The sequence below is a fragment of the Umezawaea tangerina genome (assembly GCF_003002815.1).
Classification (GTDB): domain Bacteria; phylum Actinomycetota; class Actinomycetes; order Mycobacteriales; family Pseudonocardiaceae; genus Umezawaea; species Umezawaea tangerina.
In genome coordinates, this window is record NZ_PVTF01000010.1 from 187685 (window position 1) to 205280 (window position 17596).

Annotated in this window: 15 protein-coding genes; 5 read left to right on the plus strand and 10 right to left on the minus strand. The window is 73.9% G+C overall.

Translation table 11 applies throughout. The annotated features are described in order from the left end of the window. Positions 1-6: 6 nt before the first annotated feature. From CLV43_RS31425 to CLV43_RS31435, 3 genes are all read right to left on the minus strand, one after another. On the minus strand, positions 7-1221 hold the full coding sequence (locus tag CLV43_RS31425) for a cytochrome P450 family protein (protein WP_106191668.1): 1215 nt from the start codon (positions 1219-1221) through the stop codon (positions 7-9). Between the two features lie 81 nt (positions 1222-1302). Beyond that, positions 1303-1563 (minus strand): hypothetical protein, encoded by a 261-nt coding sequence (locus CLV43_RS31430; RefSeq protein WP_106191950.1) that lies wholly within the window; start codon positions 1561-1563, stop codon positions 1303-1305. Between the two features lie 156 nt (positions 1564-1719). Further along, complete coding sequence (locus CLV43_RS31435) at positions 1720-3060, minus strand: cation:dicarboxylate symporter family transporter (protein WP_106191669.1); 1341 nt, start codon at positions 3058-3060, stop codon at positions 1720-1722. 371 nt (positions 3061-3431) lie between these two features. Here CLV43_RS31435 and CLV43_RS31440 point away from each other — a divergent pair, with 371 nt between their 5' ends. From CLV43_RS31440 to CLV43_RS48680, 4 genes are read left to right on the plus strand one after another with little or no spacing between them, the layout of a single operon-like run. Beyond that, a complete protein-coding gene (locus CLV43_RS31440; protein ID WP_106191671.1) occupies positions 3432-5567 on the plus strand; it encodes an NHL repeat-containing protein in 2136 nt (711 codons plus the stop codon). Beyond that, the gene (locus CLV43_RS31445) at positions 5564-6550 is read left to right on the plus strand and encodes an AAA family ATPase (protein WP_106191672.1); all 987 of its coding nucleotides are present in this window, start codon (positions 5564-5566) and stop codon (positions 6548-6550) included. Before CLV43_RS31440 ends, CLV43_RS31445 begins: the two co-directional genes overlap by 4 nt. Then, positions 6547-7656 carry a DUF58 domain-containing protein gene (locus CLV43_RS50155; RefSeq protein WP_281262187.1) on the plus strand — a complete coding sequence of 370 codons (1110 nt, stop codon included), beginning with the start codon at positions 6547-6549 and terminating at the stop codon, positions 7654-7656. Before CLV43_RS31445 ends, CLV43_RS50155 begins: the two co-directional genes overlap by 4 nt. Then, entirely contained in the window at positions 7653-9674 is a 2022-nt protein-coding gene (locus CLV43_RS48680) for a transglutaminase TgpA family protein (protein ID WP_146174971.1), read from the plus strand. Before CLV43_RS50155 ends, CLV43_RS48680 begins: the two co-directional genes overlap by 4 nt. On the opposite strand, the gene CLV43_RS31460 is transcribed toward CLV43_RS48680, so the two are convergent. Together CLV43_RS31460 and CLV43_RS31465 are read right to left on the minus strand one after the other, a co-directional pair. Beyond that, the gene (locus tag CLV43_RS31460; protein ID WP_425445783.1) at positions 9650-10624 is read right to left on the minus strand and encodes an inorganic phosphate transporter; all 975 of its coding nucleotides are present in this window, start codon (positions 10622-10624) and stop codon (positions 9650-9652) included. The two genes, CLV43_RS48680 and CLV43_RS31460, sit on opposite strands and share 25 nt — an antisense overlap. Positions 10625-10641: 17 nt before the next feature. Then, positions 10642-11262 (minus strand): DUF47 domain-containing protein, encoded by a 621-nt coding sequence (locus CLV43_RS31465; RefSeq protein WP_106191677.1) that lies wholly within the window; start codon positions 11260-11262, stop codon positions 10642-10644. Between the two features lie 117 nt (positions 11263-11379). On the opposite strand from CLV43_RS31465, the gene CLV43_RS31470 reads away from it, so the two are divergent. Continuing rightward, a complete protein-coding gene (locus CLV43_RS31470; RefSeq protein WP_106191953.1) occupies positions 11380-11571 on the plus strand; it encodes a DUF3072 domain-containing protein in 192 nt (63 codons plus the stop codon). A 95-nt stretch (positions 11572-11666) separates the two neighbouring features. Here the strand turns inward: CLV43_RS31470 and CLV43_RS31475 are convergent, their stop codons facing one another. The 5 genes from CLV43_RS31475 to CLV43_RS31495 form a co-directional block, all read right to left on the minus strand. Beyond that, positions 11667-13691, minus strand: coding sequence for a serine/threonine-protein kinase (locus CLV43_RS31475; protein ID WP_106191679.1), 2025 nt, complete (start codon positions 13689-13691; stop codon positions 11667-11669). A gap of 9 nt (positions 13692-13700) precedes the next feature. Beyond that, positions 13701-14159, minus strand: a complete 459-nt coding sequence (locus tag CLV43_RS31480) for a winged helix-turn-helix transcriptional regulator (RefSeq protein WP_106191680.1) — start codon at positions 14157-14159, stop codon at positions 13701-13703. Next, positions 14156-15112 carry an LLM class F420-dependent oxidoreductase gene (locus CLV43_RS31485; RefSeq protein ID WP_106191682.1) on the minus strand — a complete coding sequence of 319 codons (957 nt, stop codon included), beginning with the start codon at positions 15110-15112 and terminating at the stop codon, positions 14156-14158. Before CLV43_RS31485 ends, CLV43_RS31480 begins: the two co-directional genes overlap by 4 nt. Further along, complete coding sequence (locus tag CLV43_RS31490) at positions 15109-16215, minus strand: acyl-CoA dehydrogenase family protein (RefSeq protein ID WP_170156099.1); 1107 nt, start codon at positions 16213-16215, stop codon at positions 15109-15111. Before CLV43_RS31490 ends, CLV43_RS31485 begins: the two co-directional genes overlap by 4 nt. A gap of 119 nt (positions 16216-16334) precedes the next feature. Beyond that, positions 16335-17291 (minus strand): ABC transporter substrate-binding protein, encoded by a 957-nt coding sequence (locus CLV43_RS31495; RefSeq protein ID WP_211304640.1) that lies wholly within the window; start codon positions 17289-17291, stop codon positions 16335-16337. Positions 17292-17596 lie beyond the last annotated feature (305 nt).

Sequence of the window (17596 nt, forward strand, 5' to 3'; positions counted from 1 at the left end):
GACGTCCTACCGCGGGGTGAAGCGGACCGGTAGTGCGAGCGGACCGCGCATGATGCCGCTGGGTACCCACTCCAGCTCGTCCAACGGGGCCGCTGCCCGCAGGTCGGGGATGCGGCGCAGCAGGGTGGACAGGGCGGTGGCGGCCTCCAGGCGGGCCAAGGGGGCGCCGAGGCAGTAGTGGATGCCGTGGCCGAAGGAGAGGTGGCGGACGCCGTTGCGGGTGACGTCGAGCTCGGCCGGGTCGCCGTGGTCCGGGACGGGCATGTCGCGGCTGGCGGAGGAGAGGGCGACCATGACGACGTCGCCGCGGGCGACGGGGGTGCCCGCGATGACGAGGTCCTCGGCGGCGAACCTCGGGGTGGCGTGCTCGACGGAGGAGTCGTAGCGGAGGAACTCCTCGACGGCACCGGGCACGAGCTCCGGGCGCCCGCGCAGGAGGTCGGCCTGCGCGGGGTCGCGGAGCAGGGCGACGACGGCGTTGCCGAGGAGGTTGACGGTGGTCTCGTGGCCGGCGACGACGAGGAGGACCGCGGTGCCGACCAGCTCGACCTCGGACAGCCTGCCGTCGTCCTCGTCGCGCACGGCGACCAGCGCGGACAGCAGGTCGTCGGCGGGGGAGCGGCGCTTGGCGGCGATCAGGTCGGCGAGGTAGCGGTTGAGGTTCAGGGCGGCCTCGCGCTGCGGGTCGGAGGGGGCGCCCAGGGTGAGGGAGCTCCAGCGGCGGAAGTCGGCGCGGTCGGCCTCGGGGACGCCGAGCAGCTCGGAGATCACGGCCACCGGCAGGGGAGCGGTGAACGCCTCGACGAGGTCGGCCTCGCCCTTCGGGACGAGCCGGTCGAGCAGGTCGTCGGCGATCCGCTGGACGCGCGGGGCGAGCGCGCGGGTGCGGGCGGGGCTGAAGGCGCCCGCGACGAGCTTGCGCAGCCGGGTGTGGTCGGGTGGGTCGGAGACGAGCATGTTGCCGCCGAGACCGACGCCGGGGCGGTCGTTGGTGTAGTTGGCGGCGGCGAGCTTGTCCCGTGAGGGCGCGGAGTTCTTGACCAGCGCGGGGTGCACGAGCGCGTCGAGGGCGGCGTCGTGGCCGACGACGAGCCAGCCCTCCAGGCCGGTGGAGAACCGGGAGCGGTGCACCGGTCCGAGCTCGCGCAGCTCGGCGTAGCGGGCGGGCGCGTCGGCCTTGAACTCCGCCGTGATGGTCACGACCTGCTCTGACGGGTGCATCGGGGTCCCCTCGTCCTGAACGGGCGAAACCTCGCCAACGTACGCGGGGGACGGGGATGCCGAACGGCCCTGAAAGGGTGATCAGGCGCTGAGGCCGAGGCCCTCGCCGAGCACCCGCGCGCCGAGCGCGGTCAGCCGGGCCGGGACGCGCTGGCCGAGCGCGGCGGGGACGCGGGCCTCGACGAGACCGGAGCGGGCCAGTCGGCCCGCGGCGACCTGGTCGCAGCACGCGACGCCGTCGATGAACAGGTCGGGCTCGCAGCTGCACGTGATCTGCGCACGTCCGGCGGCCACGGCGCGCAGGAGGGCGAGGTCCCGGTGGGACGGGGTGGTGGTGGTCATGGCGGTCATCTCGCATCGGGTGGTGGGTCGGGCGCTGCACCGAGGAGAACCCGAACAGGACCCGCCTGACCAGGGCTGGAGGCCGGAAGTGGCCGGGCGTACGCCGTACTCGTCCCGTTCGTCCCCGTGGACGCCGTCCACGGGGACGAACGCGGCTCACACCCGTTCGGCGGGCGCCCCTTCGGGTTTTCCGTCCTCGCGGTCGAGCATCGTGTCCTCGTCGAACGGCTCCGCGCCGCTGAGCACGCGCTCGGCGTGGGCCTTGTCGAACTCGCCGACCCAGTTGCCGATGAGCACGGTGGCGACCGCGTTGCCCGCGAAGTTCGTCACCGCGCGCGCCTCGGACATGAAGCGGTCGATGCCGACGATCAGGCCGACGCCGTCGAGCAGGTCCGGCCGGTGGGCCTGGAGACCGCCCGCCAACGTGGCCAGGCCCGCGCCGCTGACGCCCGCGGCGCCCTTCGAGGCGATGATCATGAACACCAGCAGCGAGATCTGCTCGCCGATCGCGAGCGGTGTGCCCATGGCGTCCGCGATGAAGATCGACGCCATGGTCAGGTAGATCGCCGTGCCGTCCAGGTTGAACGAGTACCCCGTGGGCACGGTGATCCCGACGACCGGCCGGGAGACGCCGAGGTGCTCCATCTTGGCCACCAGGCGGGGCAGCGCGGACTCCGACGACGAGGTGGAGACGATCAGCAGGAACTCGCGGCCCAGGTAGCGCAGCAGCTGCAGGATGTTGACGCCGGAGCCGACCTTGAGCACCAGGCCGAGGATCACCACGACGAAGATCAGGCAGGTGAGGTAGAAGCCGACCATGATCTGCAGCAGGCTGGCGAGCGCCTTCCACCCCGTCTCGCCGACCACGGCCGCGATGGCGCCGAACGCGCCGACCGGGGCGGCCCACATGATCATGGCGAGCACCCGGAACACCAGGCGCTCGAAGTGCTTCACACCGCGCAGGATCGCCTCGCCCGACGCCCCGAGCTTGGGGATCGTGAACCCGATCAGCAGCGCCACGAACAGGGTCTGCAGCACGTTGCCCGCGGTCAGCGGCGACACCAGCGTCTGCGGGATGATGCCCAGCAGGAACTCGGTCGTCGTCTGCGCCTCGGCACCCGCGGCCTTCGTGCCCGCGGCCCGCGCGGCGGCGGACAGGTTGAGGCCCTCGCCCGGCTTGATGATGTTGCCGACCACGAGCCCGACCGCGAGCGCGAAGGTGGACATGACCATGAAGTAGCCCAGGGCGAGGCCGCCGACCTTGCCGACGGTGGCGGCCTTCCTGATCGAGCCGACGCCGAGCACGATCGTGCAGAAGATCACCGGGCTGATCATCATCTTGATCAGCGAGACGAACCCGGCCCCGACCGGTTTGAGGGCGACGCCGAACTTGGGGAAGACCAAGCCGACGACGATGCCGAGCAGGACGGCGACGATCACCGCGAGGTAGAGGTACTGGGTGCGGTCGCGCTGCGGGCGCGACGTCGTGTCTGTCATGTGGTGGGGCCTCCCGACGAGCCTTGAGTACGCGACCGGCCGTGCCGCGACGGGCAGATCTTCCTCCATGGGAGTGGTGGGCGCCGCAGGACGCGACCTTGATCGCCGGACTATTTTCCGATACTGGGTTTACTTCACTATTGCTTCAGTGTCGACCGAAATGAGATCTCGCGAACCGAGGGCGGCTCGGCTTCCGAAGGCAACTCGAGGGAACCGAGCGGGGAGCGGCGGGGTCCAACGCGCGAGCGGAAACCCTGTTGGGCCAATCGGAGCAGTGCGATTTCTCCGACCAGGTCCGGGTTAGCATCCCGCCGTCGAGGGAGGGCCCGATGGGGTTAGGTCAGCGCTTGGTGCGAGCCGGGCGGGGAGTCGTGGGCAGGGGCGGTCGCGAGTCCGCGAGCGTCGGCGCCGCGCTGCTGGGGGTGCTGCTCCTCGCGGGAGCCGCGTTCGGCAGCGGGATCTCGCGCACGGCGGTGTCCGTGTCCGACGGGCTGACCTGGCTGGGTGACGACCAGCGCGGCGAGGTCGTGCAGGTCAACCCGAGCTCCGGCAAGCCGCAGACGCGCCTGCAGATCAGCGGCGGCGACGCGCAGCTGGAGATCGCCCAGGACGACGGCACGCTCATCGTGCTCGACCGGCGCACCGGGCAGATCACCGTGATCGACCTGTCCACGCTGCTCGCCAGCGGCCGCAGGCAGGCCCCGCCCGGCGCGGCCAGCAAGGTGCTCATCGCCCAGGGCCGGGTGTTCGTGGTCGACCGGACCGCGGGCACCATCCACAACGCCGACCCCGTGACGCTGGTCGACATCGGTTCGCCGTGGTCGGCGGGGCAGCCGCTGGCCGACGTGGTCGTGGACGACCGGGGCCTGGTGTGGGCGGTCGACCACGGCGGCAACCTGCACGCGCTGGAGTGGTCCGACGACGAGGAGCGGTTCGTCGAGAAGTCGAGCCGCCCGGTCCCCGGCGCCGGTCCGCGCACCGCCCTGGTGCCGCACGGGCAGGGCGTGACGCTGCTCGGGCTCGAAGGCGGGGTAGTGCTCCAGGACGGCACCGGGCAGTCCCTGTCGGTGATGACGGTGCAGCTCGAGGGCGACGTGCTCGCCGCGCTCACCAGTCCCGCCGGGCTGGTGCCCGCCGCCGTGCCGGACTCCGGTGTGGTCGTGCTGGTCAGCGGCAGCCAGGTGATCCGGGTCGACACCGCGGGCCTCGGGTGCGCGAAGCCCGGCCGTCCGGCGGTGTTCCGCGACAAGGTCTACGTGCCGTGCCGCGGCGCCGGGAAGGTCGTCGTGCTCGACGGCTCCGGGAAGCGCTCCGGCGACGACGTGATGACCGCCGGGACCGGTGACCCCGAGCTGGTCTTCGACGACGGCAAGCTGTTCATCAACACCCCCGGCGCGTCCCAGGGCGTGATCGTCGACGCCGACGGCACCACCCGCTCGGTCACCATCCGCAGCCCCGAGCTGGCCGTGACGGACCCGGACCGGCAGCCGATCCCGTCGGTGCCGAGCCCGCCGCCGCCCCGCCCGGAGGAGGTGCCGACCGGGACGCGCGGCAACAACCCGACCGGCGTCACGACCACCGCCGTGCCGCCGCCCGCGACGACGACCGGGTCGGTGCCCGCCGTGGACGGCCAACCCGGCAAGCCGACCGGTGTGTCGGTGTCGCTGAAGAGCCGCGACGCCTCCACCCTCGTCGTCACGGTCAGCTGGGGAGCGGTCGCCTCCGCCACCGGCTACACCGTCACCGCCAGTGGCGGGTTCACCGGCGGCAGCCTCGGCGCCCAGGCCTCGGGCACCAGCACGGACCTGTCGATCCCGTGTTCGGGCAGCACGTTCTGCGCGTCGGGCAGGCTCGACGTGTCCGTGACGGCGGCCGGCGGCGGCGCGACCACGGTGTCGTGGAGCGTCCCGCCCGCGGGCACGACCCCGCCGCCGGTGACCACGACGACCACGCCCCCGCCGGTCGTCACGACCACGACGACCCCGCCGCCGGTGGTCACCACGACCACCGAGCCCCCGCCCGTCGTGACCACGACGACCACGCCTCCGCCGCCGTCCTTGCCGACCGCGGGCGCGGCCGTGATCACCACGATCACCGGTGGCGCGGCGTCCTACACCAAGACCGTGAACATGGCCCCGCCCGCGGACTGGGCGAGCCACAACGGGACGTGCGAGGTCGTGAACACCACCTACGGCTGGAGCACCCCGATCGCGTGCTCGGCCACGTCGACCACGATCGAGGCCGACATCGGCGTCAACCGGATCGTGGTGCGCGCCTACGCCGCGGGCGGTGGCTCGTCGGTGGACTCGGCGTCGAAGAGCACGAACGTCCGCGACCCGGAGCTGTGCGGCACCAAGCCGTGCCAGATCCCGCGCGCGGCACCCGAGTCGCCCGCCGCCCCGATGGGCGCGGGCGGTCTCGGCCTGATCGCCACGGCGGCGCTGCTGCGGATCGGCCGCAGGCGTTCCGACGCGTCCGATGGTCCCGAGGAGGGCGAGTTCCGGTGACGACCCTGGAGAGCACGGCGATCGGCGAGGACGAGATCGCGGCGTTCCGCGCCCTGCACGCCCGGCTCGGCGACGCCGTCGAGACGGCGGTGCGCGGCAAGCGCGAGGTGGTCGACCTCGTGCTGGTGTCGCTGTTCGCGGGCGGCCACGTGCTGCTCGAGGACGTGCCCGGCACCGGCAAGACGACGTTGGCGCGGGCGGTCGCGGGGGCGCTGGGCGGGGTGTCGCGGCGGGTCCAGTTCACCCCGGACCTGCTGCCCTCCGACGTGACCGGCACGTCGGTGTTCGACCCGCAGTCCGCCGAGGTCCGGTTCCGGCCGGGCCCGGTGTTCGCGAACGTGGTGCTGGCCGACGAGATCAACCGCGCGGCCGCGAAGACCCAGTCCGCGCTGCTGGAGGTGATGGAGGAGCACACGGTCACCGTGGACGGCGTCGGCCACGTGGTGCCCGCGCCGTTCCTCGTCGTCGCCACCCAGAACCCGATCGACCTCGACGGCACCTACCGGCTGCCCGAGGCGCAGCTCGACCGGTTCATGATCCGCGTCTCCATCGGCTACCCCGACGCCGAGCACGAGCTGGACGTGCTGCGGCCCGGCAGCGGCGCCGGTCGGGTCGCGGGCGTGCCCACCGTGTCGAACCCGCACGAGGTCGCGTCCTTCGGGGAGCGGCTGGGCACCCTGCACGTGGCTGACCCGATCCTGCGCTACATCGGCGAGCTGGGCACCGCGACGCGGGAGGACTCCCGGCTGCGGCTGGGCGCGAGCACCCGCGGGCTGCGCGCGCTGGTGCGCTGCGTGCAGGTCCACGCGGCCGCGCGCGGCAGGCACTTCGTGGTGCCCGGCGACGTGCAGGAGCTGGCCGTTCCGGTGCTGGCGCACCGGTTGGTGCTCACCCGTGAGGCGTTGTTGGCGGGCACGACCACCGAGGAGGTGCTGGCCGAGGTGCTGTCCTCCGTGGCGGTCCCCCGGCCGGAAGCCCGGTGAGGTTGACCGCGCGCGGCACCGGGACCCTGGTGCTGGGCCTGGTGCTGGCCTCCCTCGGGCTGTGGTGGCGCTACCCCGGTGTGGCCGGGCTGGGCATCGCGCTGGTGCTGCTCGTGGTGGCCGCGGTGGTGTCCGTGCGCACGACGGTGCCGGTCGAGGCGTCGCGCAGCGTGCGGCCGCGGACCGTGCAGCGGCTGGCCGGGTGCACCGGGCGGGTGGAGCTGGCGAACCCCGGCAAGCGCTTCCCGGTCGTGCTGGACGCGACCGACCACGTGGCCGGTGTCGCGACGCCGGTCGACGTGCCGATGCTGGCGGCCGGCGAGCGGGTCGCCGTCGAGTACCCGATCCCGACCGACCGCCGCGGTGTGCTCGCGGTGGGCCCGTTGACCTTGCACCGCAGGGGTTTCGCCGGGCTGGCGGTCGCCAGGACCGTGCTCGGGTCGGTGGTCGACGTCCGGGTCGTGCCGCGCGTGCTCCCGGTCCGCGGCCTGCCCGGCGGGGTGCGCCGCGGTCACGTGGGCGCCGACGAGCGGGTCGAGAGCGGCGGCACGGACCTGGTGGGGCTGCGGGAGTACGTGCCCGGCGACGACCTGCGTCGGCTGCACTGGGCCACCACGGCCCGCACCGGCACGCTGATGATCCGCGAGGACGCGGACCCGGCGCTGCCGCACCTGGCGGTGGTGCTGGACGACAGCGCCGCGGCCTACGGCGACCCGGCGTCGTTCGAGGACGCGGTCGAGGTGGCCGCGTCGCTGGTGAGCGCGGCGGTGGAGGGCGGGCACCCGGTGCGGCTGCTGACGTCGTCGGGATCGGTGGACGTGGCCGTGGCGGACGAGCCGTCGCCCGCCCTGGCGGCGTTGGCGGACCTGGAGGTCACGGCGGTGGCCAGGCCGGTGCCGTTGCGGGACCTGGACGTGGTGGCGGTGGTGTGCGGGGCGGAGTCCGACCTGCCCTCGCTGCTGCTGGAGGTCGGCCGGGCGGCGTTCGGCGTCGTGCTGGCGGTGACGGAGGCGGCCCCGGTGTCGGCGGTCGGCGGTGTGGTGGTGCTGCGGGCACCTCGGGCGGACGACCTGGTGACCGCGTGGAACACGGTGGTGGCGCGATGAGGATCGCTTGGGGCGCTTCGGTCCTGCTGGTGGCGTCCGTCCACTTGGGAGCCGGGTGGCAGGGGGTGCTGCCCCGGCTGGTGTTCGCCGGTGCGGTGCTGGTGGCGTTCGCCTGCCTGCCGCTGGTGCGGTGGGCGAAGGTGTCCGCGCTGGTGCTGCTGGGTTTCGCGCTGGTCGGCGCGTACGCGGTGGCCAGGACCGACGAGGCCGCCCCGGCGTCGGTGCTGCTGGACCTGGTGCCCCGGCTGCTGACGGCGGCCCGTCCCGCGCCCGCCACCCCGACCCTGCTGGTGCCCGGTGTGCTGCTGGTGTTCCTGGTGGCGCTGGCCGTGGCGGTCGCGAGGTCGTCGTTCGCGCCGGCCCTGGGCGCGGCCGTGCTCTACACGGCCACCGCGCTGCTGACCGCCGGGCGGGCCGACCCGCACGGCGTGGTCGCGTTGGCGCTGGTGCTGCTGGTGGCACTGGGCTGGCTGGTGGTCGACCGGATCGAGGCCGGGCGACGGCTCCCGCTGGGACGGCCCGCCGCCGTGCTCGGCGTGCTGGGCGCGGTGACGCTGTCCGCGACGGTGCTGCCGTCGGCGGGCGCGTTCGAGCCGCGCGAGCTGGTGCGGCCGCCGGTGAGCGACATGGCGGTCACCAGTCCGTTGCCACGACTGGCCTTCTGGGCCGGGATAGGCGACACCGAGCTGCTGCGGGTGCGCGGCCCGGAGCGCCCGCTGCGGCTCGTGGCGCTGGCCGACTACACCGGCGCGACCTGGCGCGCGGCCTCGTTGTACGGGCCGATCGGCGCCGTCGCGGACCCGGACCTGCCGCCTGGGGCGCGCGTGTCCGAGTCGACGATCGAGGTCACCGTCGGTGCCCTCGGCGGCACCTGGCTGCCCGCGGTCGGCCGTCCCTCCGCGGTCAGCCTCGACGGCGCCGCGGTCGACACCGACTCCGGATCCCTTGTGCTGCCCGGAGAACTGACGCCGGGGCTGCGCTACGACGTGACCGGCTCGACGGACACGCCCGACGACGCCGACCTGCTGACCGCCACGGTTCCCACGGGTCCGGCGGCCCGCCGGTACGTCACCCTGCCCGGTCTGCCGTTCTCGCTCGCCGAGTACGCGCGCAAGGCGGTCGCCGGGGCGAGCACGCCGTACGAGAAGGCGGTGGCGCTCGAACAGGTGGTGCGGCTGGACCGCAAGCCCGACGTGGAGGCACCGGTCGGGTCGTCGTACGCGCGCCTGGAGACGTTCCTGTTCGGCACCACCGAGTCCGGCGCCAACGCGGGCACCGCCGAGCAGTTCGCCTCCGCCTTCGCCGTCCTCGCCCGCTCGGTCGGCCTCCCGACCAGGGTCGTCGTCGGCTTCCAACCCGTTCCCGAGGGTCCCGACGGCGTCCGCGTGATCCGCGGCAGCGACGCCACGGCGTGGCCCGAGGTGTACTTCGACCGCTGGGGCTGGGTCCCCTTCGACCCCGTGTCCGGCACCGGCTCCGGCCCGAGCCCGGCCTCCAAGCGCGAGGTCCTCGACCGCCTGGCCTCCATCCCGCCGTCGCCGACCACCCCGCCGTCCGCGCCACCACCGCTGGCCCAGCCCGCCGCTCCCGTCGCGCTGCCACCGGCACCGCCCGCGGGCGGCCCGCCGTTCGTCCTCCTGGCCGTCCCGCTCGTGCCCGTCCTGCTCCTGCTCGCCCTGCGCACCGGCCACCGCGTCCGGTTGCGCCGTGCGGGTGTCGCGGGCGCCTGGTCCTACGTGCTGGACTCGCTGCTGCTGGCCGGTCGCACCCCGCGGCGCGACCGCGCGGCTCCGGACATCGCCCACGACATCGCCGGGTTCGCCCCGTCGGCCGTGCCCTTGGCGGCCATGGCCGACCGCTCCGCCTTCGGTCCGTCAGCGGTCGTGGAGCCGGACGCGTGGCGGCTGGCCGTGGAGGTCCGCGCCGGGCTGCGCCGCGTCGTCCCGTGGTACCGGCGGCTGTTCTGGTCGGTCGACCCGAGGCCGCTGCGCCGTCACCACAACCGCGTGACCAGGTAGACCAGCGCCGACACCGCGGCGGACGCCGGGAGGGTCAGGACCCAGCCGACGGCGATGTCGCCCGCGACCGCCCAGCGGACGGCGGAGCGGCGTTCGGTGGCGCCGACGCCCATGACGGCGGACGTGATGACGTGGGTGGTGGAGATGGGCGCGGTGAAGGCGAAGGCGGTCAGGTAGAGGACCGAGGAGGCGGAGAGCTCGGCGGCGAAGCCGTGCGGCGGGGTGAGGTGGAAGATGCGCCTGCCGACGGTGCGCATGATGCGCAGGCCGCCGGAGTAGGTGCCCGCGGCCAAGGCGGTGGCGCACAGCAGGATCACCCACAGCGGGACGTGGTAGTCCGTCTGGTGCCCGGCGACGACGAGCGCGAGCACGATGACGCCCATGCTCTTCTGCGCGTCCTGCAGGCCGTGGCCGAAGGCGAGGCTGGCGGCGGAGACGACCTGGGCGCGGCGGAAGCGGCGGCCCGCGACGTGCGGGTCGGCGGCGCGGAACAGGAACCGGATGGCGGTCATCACGAGGTAGCCCAGGACGAGGCCGACGACGGGGGAGACGACCATCGGGACGACGACCTTGGCGAGCACACCGCCCCAGTGCACGACGGTGGCGGAGGCGAGGGCCGCACCGACGAGGCCGCCGATGAGGGCGTGCGAGGACGACGACGGCAGGCCGAAGTACCAGGTGATCAGGTTCCACGTCGTGGCGCCGACCAGTGCGGCGATCACCACGACGAGACCGCCGTCGCCGGCGGGCACGGCGATCACACCGCTGGCGATGGTGACCGCGACCCCTGTACCCGCGAGGGCGCCGAGCAGGTTCATCACCGCCGCCATGGCCAGCGCGCCGCGCAACGGCAGCGCCCTGGTGGACACCGCGGTCGCGATGGCGTTGGCGGCGTCGTGGAAACCGTTGGTGAAGTCGAAGGCCGTGGCCAGCACGACGACCAGGACCACGGCCGCGAGCTGCCCGCTCAGGACTCCTTCACCGCGATCGTCTGCACGACGTCGGCGACGTCCTCGAACGCGTCCGCGGCCGACTCCAGCTCGTCGACGACCTCCTTGAGCTTCATGACCTCCAGCGGCTCGTACCGGCCGCTGAACAGCAGCGACACCAGCTTGCGGTACACCTGGTCGGCCTCGTTCTCCAGCGCGTTGATGTCGATCCAGAAGGACGTGAGGTCGGCGGGCGCGGCCAGCCGCGGCATCGCGTCGGCGGTCAGCCGGGCCGCCTTGCCCAGCAGGTCGACCTGGTCGGCCACGCCCTCGGGGAACTCCCCTATGCCGTAGAGGTTCGCGAAGTCCACCGCGGCGTCGACGTGGTCGACCACGTCGTCCAGCCTGCTGGCCAGCAGGTACAGGTCCTCCCGGTCGAACGGGGTGATGAACGACCGGTTGAGCTGGTCGACGATCGCGTGCGTCGCGTCGTCGCCCGCGTTCTCCAGCTCGTGCATCCGCGCGGCCAGCACCGGACGGCGGTCGAGCGGCGCGGCCACGAACTCGCGCAGCACGTCCACGCTCGCCGCGATGTTCGTGCCGGCGGTGCTGAACAGGTCGAAGAACTGACGTCCCCGCGGCTTGCGCCGAAACACCATGTGGGCCTCCTGGCGCCGTGGTTCCCGAACTCGATCAAGGGCAAACGTCGGCCGGGTTGTTTGCGACCGGGACGTCTCGGGTACCGCGAACAGGTGTTCGAGCGGAAGGAGAACGCCATGACCGGAACGCCGGAGAAGGACCTCGAGGAGTGGACCACCGGGGACGAGCCCATCACCGGGCCGCAGGAGTCCTACCTGCACACCCTGGCGCGCGAGGCGGGCGAGGACGTGCCGGACGGGCTGACCAAGGCCGAGGCGTCGCAGATGATCGACAAGCTGCAGCAGGAGACCGGGCGCGGCGCCAGCTAGCGCTCCGCCCCCGCCGCTTCGTCCGGGTGCTCGCCGCGGTCGCCCGCGCGGCGAGCACCGGCGGTCTTGGGAGGGGCGCGTGTGCCGCCGGGTGGCTAGCCCGTCGAGGTGCAGGTGCGGGCGGAGGAGCCGCGTTGGTTGCCGGGGTCGTCGAGGCCGATGGCGAGGATCTGGAAGCAGTAGCGGCGACCGGCCGTGTCGAGGCCTTCGAGCAGGTGCGTGGTGGTGCCCGCGGCGACCGTGACCAGCGGTTCGGGTTTCTTGCCGGTCACGTCGACCACGACGAACTGGGCGCGGCCGTCGCTGGGGTCGGTCCAGTCGAGCTCGATGGTGGTGCCGCTGAGCACCTCGACCCGGTTGAGCACCGGCGAGAACCTCGGGTCGGTGCCCGCGGGGACGTTGGCACTGGTGTCGGGTGTGCTGGGCGGTGCAGGCGAGGTCGACGCCGCCGACGAGGTCGTGGGCGGAGCGGCCTGCGACCGGTCGTCGGGCCGGGTGAGCACGACGCCCAGCACCGCGCCGCCGACGATCGCGACGATCGCCAGCGGCACCAGCCAGCGCAGGTGGCGGCGCGGCACGGGCGGGTCGGAGCGCGGGGGCGCGGACGGCTGCGTGACGGGCTCGTGGACGGTGCGGTCGACCGGGTAGGAGGTGGCGGGCACCACGGCCACCGGGGGCGGTGGGGTGAACGGCACGACGGGGATCGACGGGGCGAACGGCGCCGGACGTGCGGGCGTCACCGCCGTCGGAGGCTCGGGTGCGTGATCTGGGGGTGTTTGGTCCGGGACGGCACGTTCATCGGAGACGGGCCTGTTGGCTGGCGAGTCCGAGTCGGGTACCGCCGTGCTCGTGGGTGAGTCCGAGGTGGAGTCCTGCCCGGCCGAGGTGGTCTGCTCGGCGGACCGCACGTCCGTCGTCGGGTCGGCCGCACCGGCACCGCTCTCGGAGTCCGGCACACCGGGTGCGGAAGGGCCTGCCTCGCGCAGGCCGAAGTCGGGTGCGTCGGCCGGGTTTCCGGGCCGGGGACCGAAGTCCGGGACCTCCGGCTCCGCGGGGTGGTGCCGCACGGTCAGGTCGGCCAGCTGGTCGGCCCACGACTTGGGCTCCTCCTGCACTGCCGGCGCGGGCGGCTCCTCCTCCACCCGCGGCCGAGGCCCGAAGTCGGGGAGCGCGGTCGGGCCCTCGGGGTAGAGCTGGGGCGGGGCCAGGGGGACCACGGCCCTGGTGCTGTCCGGGTCCACAGTGGACGGAGTCGGCGCCCACGCGGTGTCCACGGCGGCCAGCGCGGCGCGCAGCGACGCGGCGTCGGGGAACCGGTCCTCCCGCGCCTTGCGCAGGCACCGGTCGACCACGGCCAGCAGGTCCGGCGGCACGTCGGTGCGCCGCAACGGACGAGGCGGGGCCGACCGGACCCGCCCGAGGTAGGCCAGCATCGTGTCCTCGTCCGGGTCGGCGGAGGAGAACGGCGGCTTTCCGTCCAGCAGCGTGAACAGCGTCGAGCCCAACGACCACACGTCGTCGGTCGCGGCGGGCTTCTCGCCGTCGACCATCTGCGGCGCGGCGTGCCGGTAGCTGACCAGCTGCAGCGACGCGGAGTGCCCGGCGTCCACGGCGCGGGCGATGCCGAAGTCGGCCAGCACGTAGGAGGTCGGCAGCACCAGGACGTTCTGCGGCTTCACGTCCCGGTGCAGCACGCCCTGGCCGTGCGCGAACGCCAGCGCGTCCGCGACGGCGATGCCCGCGGCGACCACGTCGGCCACCGGCAGCGGACCGCGGGCCAGCAGCCGGTCGTGCAGCGAGCCGAGGTCGTGGAACTCCATCACGATGCACGGCCTGCCCTGCACCACACCGGTGTCCAGGACCGTCACGATGTGCGGGTGCTGCCTGCCGAGCCGGACGGTGATCTCCAGCTCGCGGCGGAACCGGGCGAGCGTGGCGTCGTCGGCCGCGGCCAGCACCTTGACCGCGACGTCGCGGCCGAGGCCGTCCTGCCGGGCCCGGTACACGGTGCCCTCGCCGCCCTGGGCGACCATCCGGAAGTCGCTGTACCCGGCGAGGGCGATGCCGCTCCTGGTCGTCGCGCGCGGCGCCCAGGCCATCAGCTCGTCGTCAGTCGCCACCGTTCGATCCTACGACCGACCAGGTCCGGGTTCCGGCGTGACGGACTCGGTCGTTATCCCCCCGCCGCAGTGCCCGCAGGTGAGCACGGGGTCGGTGACCGCGCCGCACGCGTGGTGCCGCAGCACGATCGGCGGCCCGTCGGGTCCGGCCAGGTGGGTGTCGCCCCACTTCATCAGCGCCACGATCGCGGGGAACAGGTCGCGGCCCGCCCGCGTCAGCCGGTACTCGTGCCGGTCCGGCTCGGCGGCGTAGGGCACGCGGTCGAGCAGCCCGGCGTCCACGAGGGTCCGCAGCCGGGCGGACAGCGTCGGCTTGGGGATGCCGAGGTTGGCGACCAGCTCACCGAACCGGCGCACGCCGAAGAACGCCTCGCGCAGGATCAGCAACGTCCACCGCTCGCCGACCAGGGCGAGCGCCCGGCCGACGGAGTCGGCCTCGAACCGCTGCGGCAGGTCGTGCACGCTCACCCCACCGCGGCCAGGACCCGGCGGCCGGCCGGGTCGTCCGCGGTCGACGGCACCACGCCCACGTGGTCCGCCCCCGCCCGGTGGTAGTCGGCGATCCGGTCGCGCACCCGCGCCGCGGAACCGATGGCGCACACCGCTTCCAGCAGCTCCCGCGGCACCGCCTCGGCCAGCTCCCGCCGCGGCGCGCCCGCTTCCGCCCGCGCCACCAGCGCCGGGTGGCCCAGTTCCGCGAACATCCCGGCGTAGCCGGGCGCCCGCAGGTACAGGGCCAGCTGCTCGGACACCTGCCGCACCGCGGCCGGACCGGGGTCCAGCGCCGCCGTCACCCACACCGCGAGCTTCGGCGCCGGTCGGCCGAACGCGGCCGCGTGCGCGTCGACCACCGCGCGGACCCGCTCGACCTGGTGCGGCGCGACGAGGTTGAGCACGACCTCGTCCGCCTCCTCGGCCGCGACGCGGGTCATCACCGGACCGAAGGCGGCCACCGACACCGTCGCCTCCGGCAGCGGGTGGCGCAGCCGGAAACCGTGCGCCCGGACGTGGTCGCCGTCCGCCGAGATCCGTTCCCCGGCCAGCAGACCGCGCAGCGCCCGCACGGACTCGCGCATCCGCGGGGCGGCACCGCGCCACGGCCGGTCGTGCCACCCGGTCACGATCGCCGGGCTCGACGCGCCGAGCGCGACGTCCACCCGCCGCCCGGTCAGCGCCGCGACCGAGGATACCCCGAGCGCCACCGCGACCGGACCGCGCACCCCGGCCGCGAGCGGGCCGATCCGCAGGCCGATGCCTTCGGTGCGCAGGCCGACGGCGGTCGCCAGCGCGAACGCGTCGAACGTCGCCATCTCGCCGACCCACAGCGTGCCGAACCCGAGCCGGTCGGCCTCGACCGCGATCTCCACGGCCTCGCCGTCGGGCCGGTCGAGCCAGTACGGCAGGACGACGCCGAGGCTCACAGCTGTTCCGTGCGGGTCGGCAGGCCGAGCAGCAGCCGCCCGGACAGCTCGTAGCTCGCCGCGTTGACCTGGAAGTGCGCGGTGGCGGTGTGCGCGTCGCGCAACCGGCGCTGCAACGGGGAGTCCTGGTAGATCGCCGCGCCCCCGGCGAGGTCGTGCATCGCGGTGACGACCTCCGCCGACGTGCGGGTCGCGTGCGTGGCGGCCAGCCGCACGCCCATCCGCGCGGCCACCGACACCGGGTCGGAGCCCTGCGCCTCCTGCCACGCCCGGTCGACCGCGTCGAACACCAGCAGGTCGGCCGCGCGCAGCGAGGCCTCGGCCCGCGCCACGTCGGCCTGGGTCTGGGCGCGCTCGGCGAGGGACTTGCTCGACCCCATCGACCGCTTGCCCCCGGCCAGCGCGATCAGGTCGTCGACCGCCCCGCGGGCGTTGCCGAGCGCGGCGACGGCGATGGACAGCGCGAAGAACCCGAACACCGGGAACCGGTAGAGCGGCGAGTCGTCCAGCGGCCCGTCGAGCACCGACAGCACCCGGTGCCGCGGCACGAACACCTCGCGCGCCACGCAGTCGTGGCTGCCGGTGCCGCGCAGCCCGCCGGTGTACCAGGTGTCCAGGACCTCCAGCTCGGCCTTGGGGATCGCCGCGACCCGCAGCCCCACGCCGTCGAGCACGCACCCGGCGAACAGCCAGTCGGCGTGCGGGATGCCGCTGCAGAACGCCCACTGCCCGGACACGACGACGCCGCCGTCCACGGCCTTGGCCGTGCCGCGCGGTGCCCACACCCCGGCCGCCACCACGTCGGGCGGCCCGAACACCTCCCGCGCGCCCTCCGGCGGCAGGTAGGCGGACAGCAGGCTGCTGGTGGCCGCGATCGACACGCACCACCCCGCCGACGCGTCACCGCGCGCCACGGTCTCGGCCGAGCGCAGGATCGCCTCCGGTGAGGCCGCCGGACCGCCCAGCTCCTCGGGCAGCCCGGAGCGCAGCAGCCCGGCCTCCTTGGCGGCGGCGAGCACCGGGGGAGCGAGGGCCCGCCCCGCCTCGGTGTCGCGGGCGAACTCCCGTGCCACGGCGGACACGGCGACGGCGGACTCGAACACAACGCCTCCAGGTTGTCGGTTCAAAATTCTTACCGTGCTGGTGGCGGGCAGGTCAAGCGGAGGTGCGGTGATCAGGAGCCCACTGGTCGGGCGTCGACCGTCCACAACGGCCGGTGGGCTCAGGTCCCCTTGAGCCACTCCTCGACCTTGTCCGGGTTCGCCTCGGTCCAGCGCTTCGCCGCCTCGTCCGGGCTCATCCGGTAGACGTCGACGAAGCTGGCCACGGTGTTCTGGTCGGTGTTGGTCCACAGGAAGTTGTCGACGAGCCGGTAGGCGGGCCCGCCCGCGTCGGCGAACCCGCGGCGCGCGATCTTGTCCAGCTCGTAGCGCGGGTAGTCGCAGGCCACGGTCGCGGGGTCGGCGTCGCACCCCGGCCGGTGCGGCGGCAGGTCGACCTTGACCAGTCCGATGTCCAGGTGCAGCCACTGCGGCTCGAAGAAGTAGCCGATCAGCGGCGTGCGCTGCTCCTCGGCCTGCTGGAACGCCTTGATCAGCGCGGGTTCGCTGCCCGCGTAGACGACCCGGTAGTCCAGGCCGAGGTTGCGGATCAGCGCCTCGTCGGCGGTGACGAACGACGGGTCGCCGTCGAGCAGCTGCCCCTGTCCCGCGGAGTCGATGGTGGCGAACAGGTCCTTGTACCTGGCGAGGTTGTGCCAGTCGGTGATGTCGGGGTGGGCGGTCTTCATCCACGGCGGCACGTACCAGCCGATCGCGCCGACGTTGCCGGTCGTGCCGACGACGACGGTGTCCCGCGCGTACCTGGCCTTCAGGTCGTCGTGCCCCCAGTTCTCCAGGATCACGTCGACGTCGCCCGCGGCCAGACCCTCCCAGGACTCCTCCTCGCCGAGCTCCTTGAGGGTGACCTTGCAGCCCAGCCTCGTGGTGGCCAGGTAGGCGACGACCGCGGCGTTGGCCCGGTACCCGACCCACGGGTTCACCGCGATGCTGACCTGGCCGCACGACCTCGCCGGTGCGGCCCGCGGCGGCTGGGCGCACCCGGCCGCGCCGAGGACGAGCGCCATCGCCAGGACGTACCACCGGGCGCGCCCGCCGGCGGTGGACCTTCTCGGCAACACCTTCTGGGACCTCCGGAACAGAGGGCAGGGACTCGATCTCCGGGGTGCGCGCCCAGCATCGACGCGCGCCGCCGGGCCGGTCAAGGGTCGGAAGACCGCCGTCGGTGTCCTGGAGAGCACGTTTTCGCAGTTCACCAGGGCAGAGGTCGGACGACCGGATCGACGGACGTTCAAGAGGATCGATCTTGGTCGCCGACTGTCCACTGTGGATCGACGGCGGGTGGAGCCGCCGGTCCGCGTCGTGTCGGCCGCGTGGTCGGGACGTTAAAGTCGCGCGACCGGGCCTACTTGACCTTGACGGCGGT

Coding starts and splice junctions, on each gene's coding strand:
- CLV43_RS31430 (WP_106191950.1), bottom strand. CDS start 1,563: ATGACCACCACCACCCCGTCCCACCGGGACCTCGCCCTCCTGCGCGCC.
- CLV43_RS48680 (WP_146174971.1), top strand. CDS start 7,653: ATGAGGATCGCTTGGGGCGCTTCGGTCCTGCTGGTGGCGTCCGTCCAC.
- CLV43_RS31425 (WP_106191668.1), bottom strand. CDS start 1,221: ATGCACCCGTCAGAGCAGGTCGTGACCATCACGGCGGAGTTCAAGGCC.
- CLV43_RS31465 (WP_106191677.1), bottom strand. CDS start 11,262: ATGGTGTTTCGGCGCAAGCCGCGGGGACGTCAGTTCTTCGACCTGTTC.
- CLV43_RS31435 (WP_106191669.1), bottom strand. CDS start 3,060: ATGACAGACACGACGTCGCGCCCGCAGCGCGACCGCACCCAGTACCTC.
- CLV43_RS31470 (WP_106191953.1), top strand. CDS start 11,380: ATGACCGGAACGCCGGAGAAGGACCTCGAGGAGTGGACCACCGGGGAC.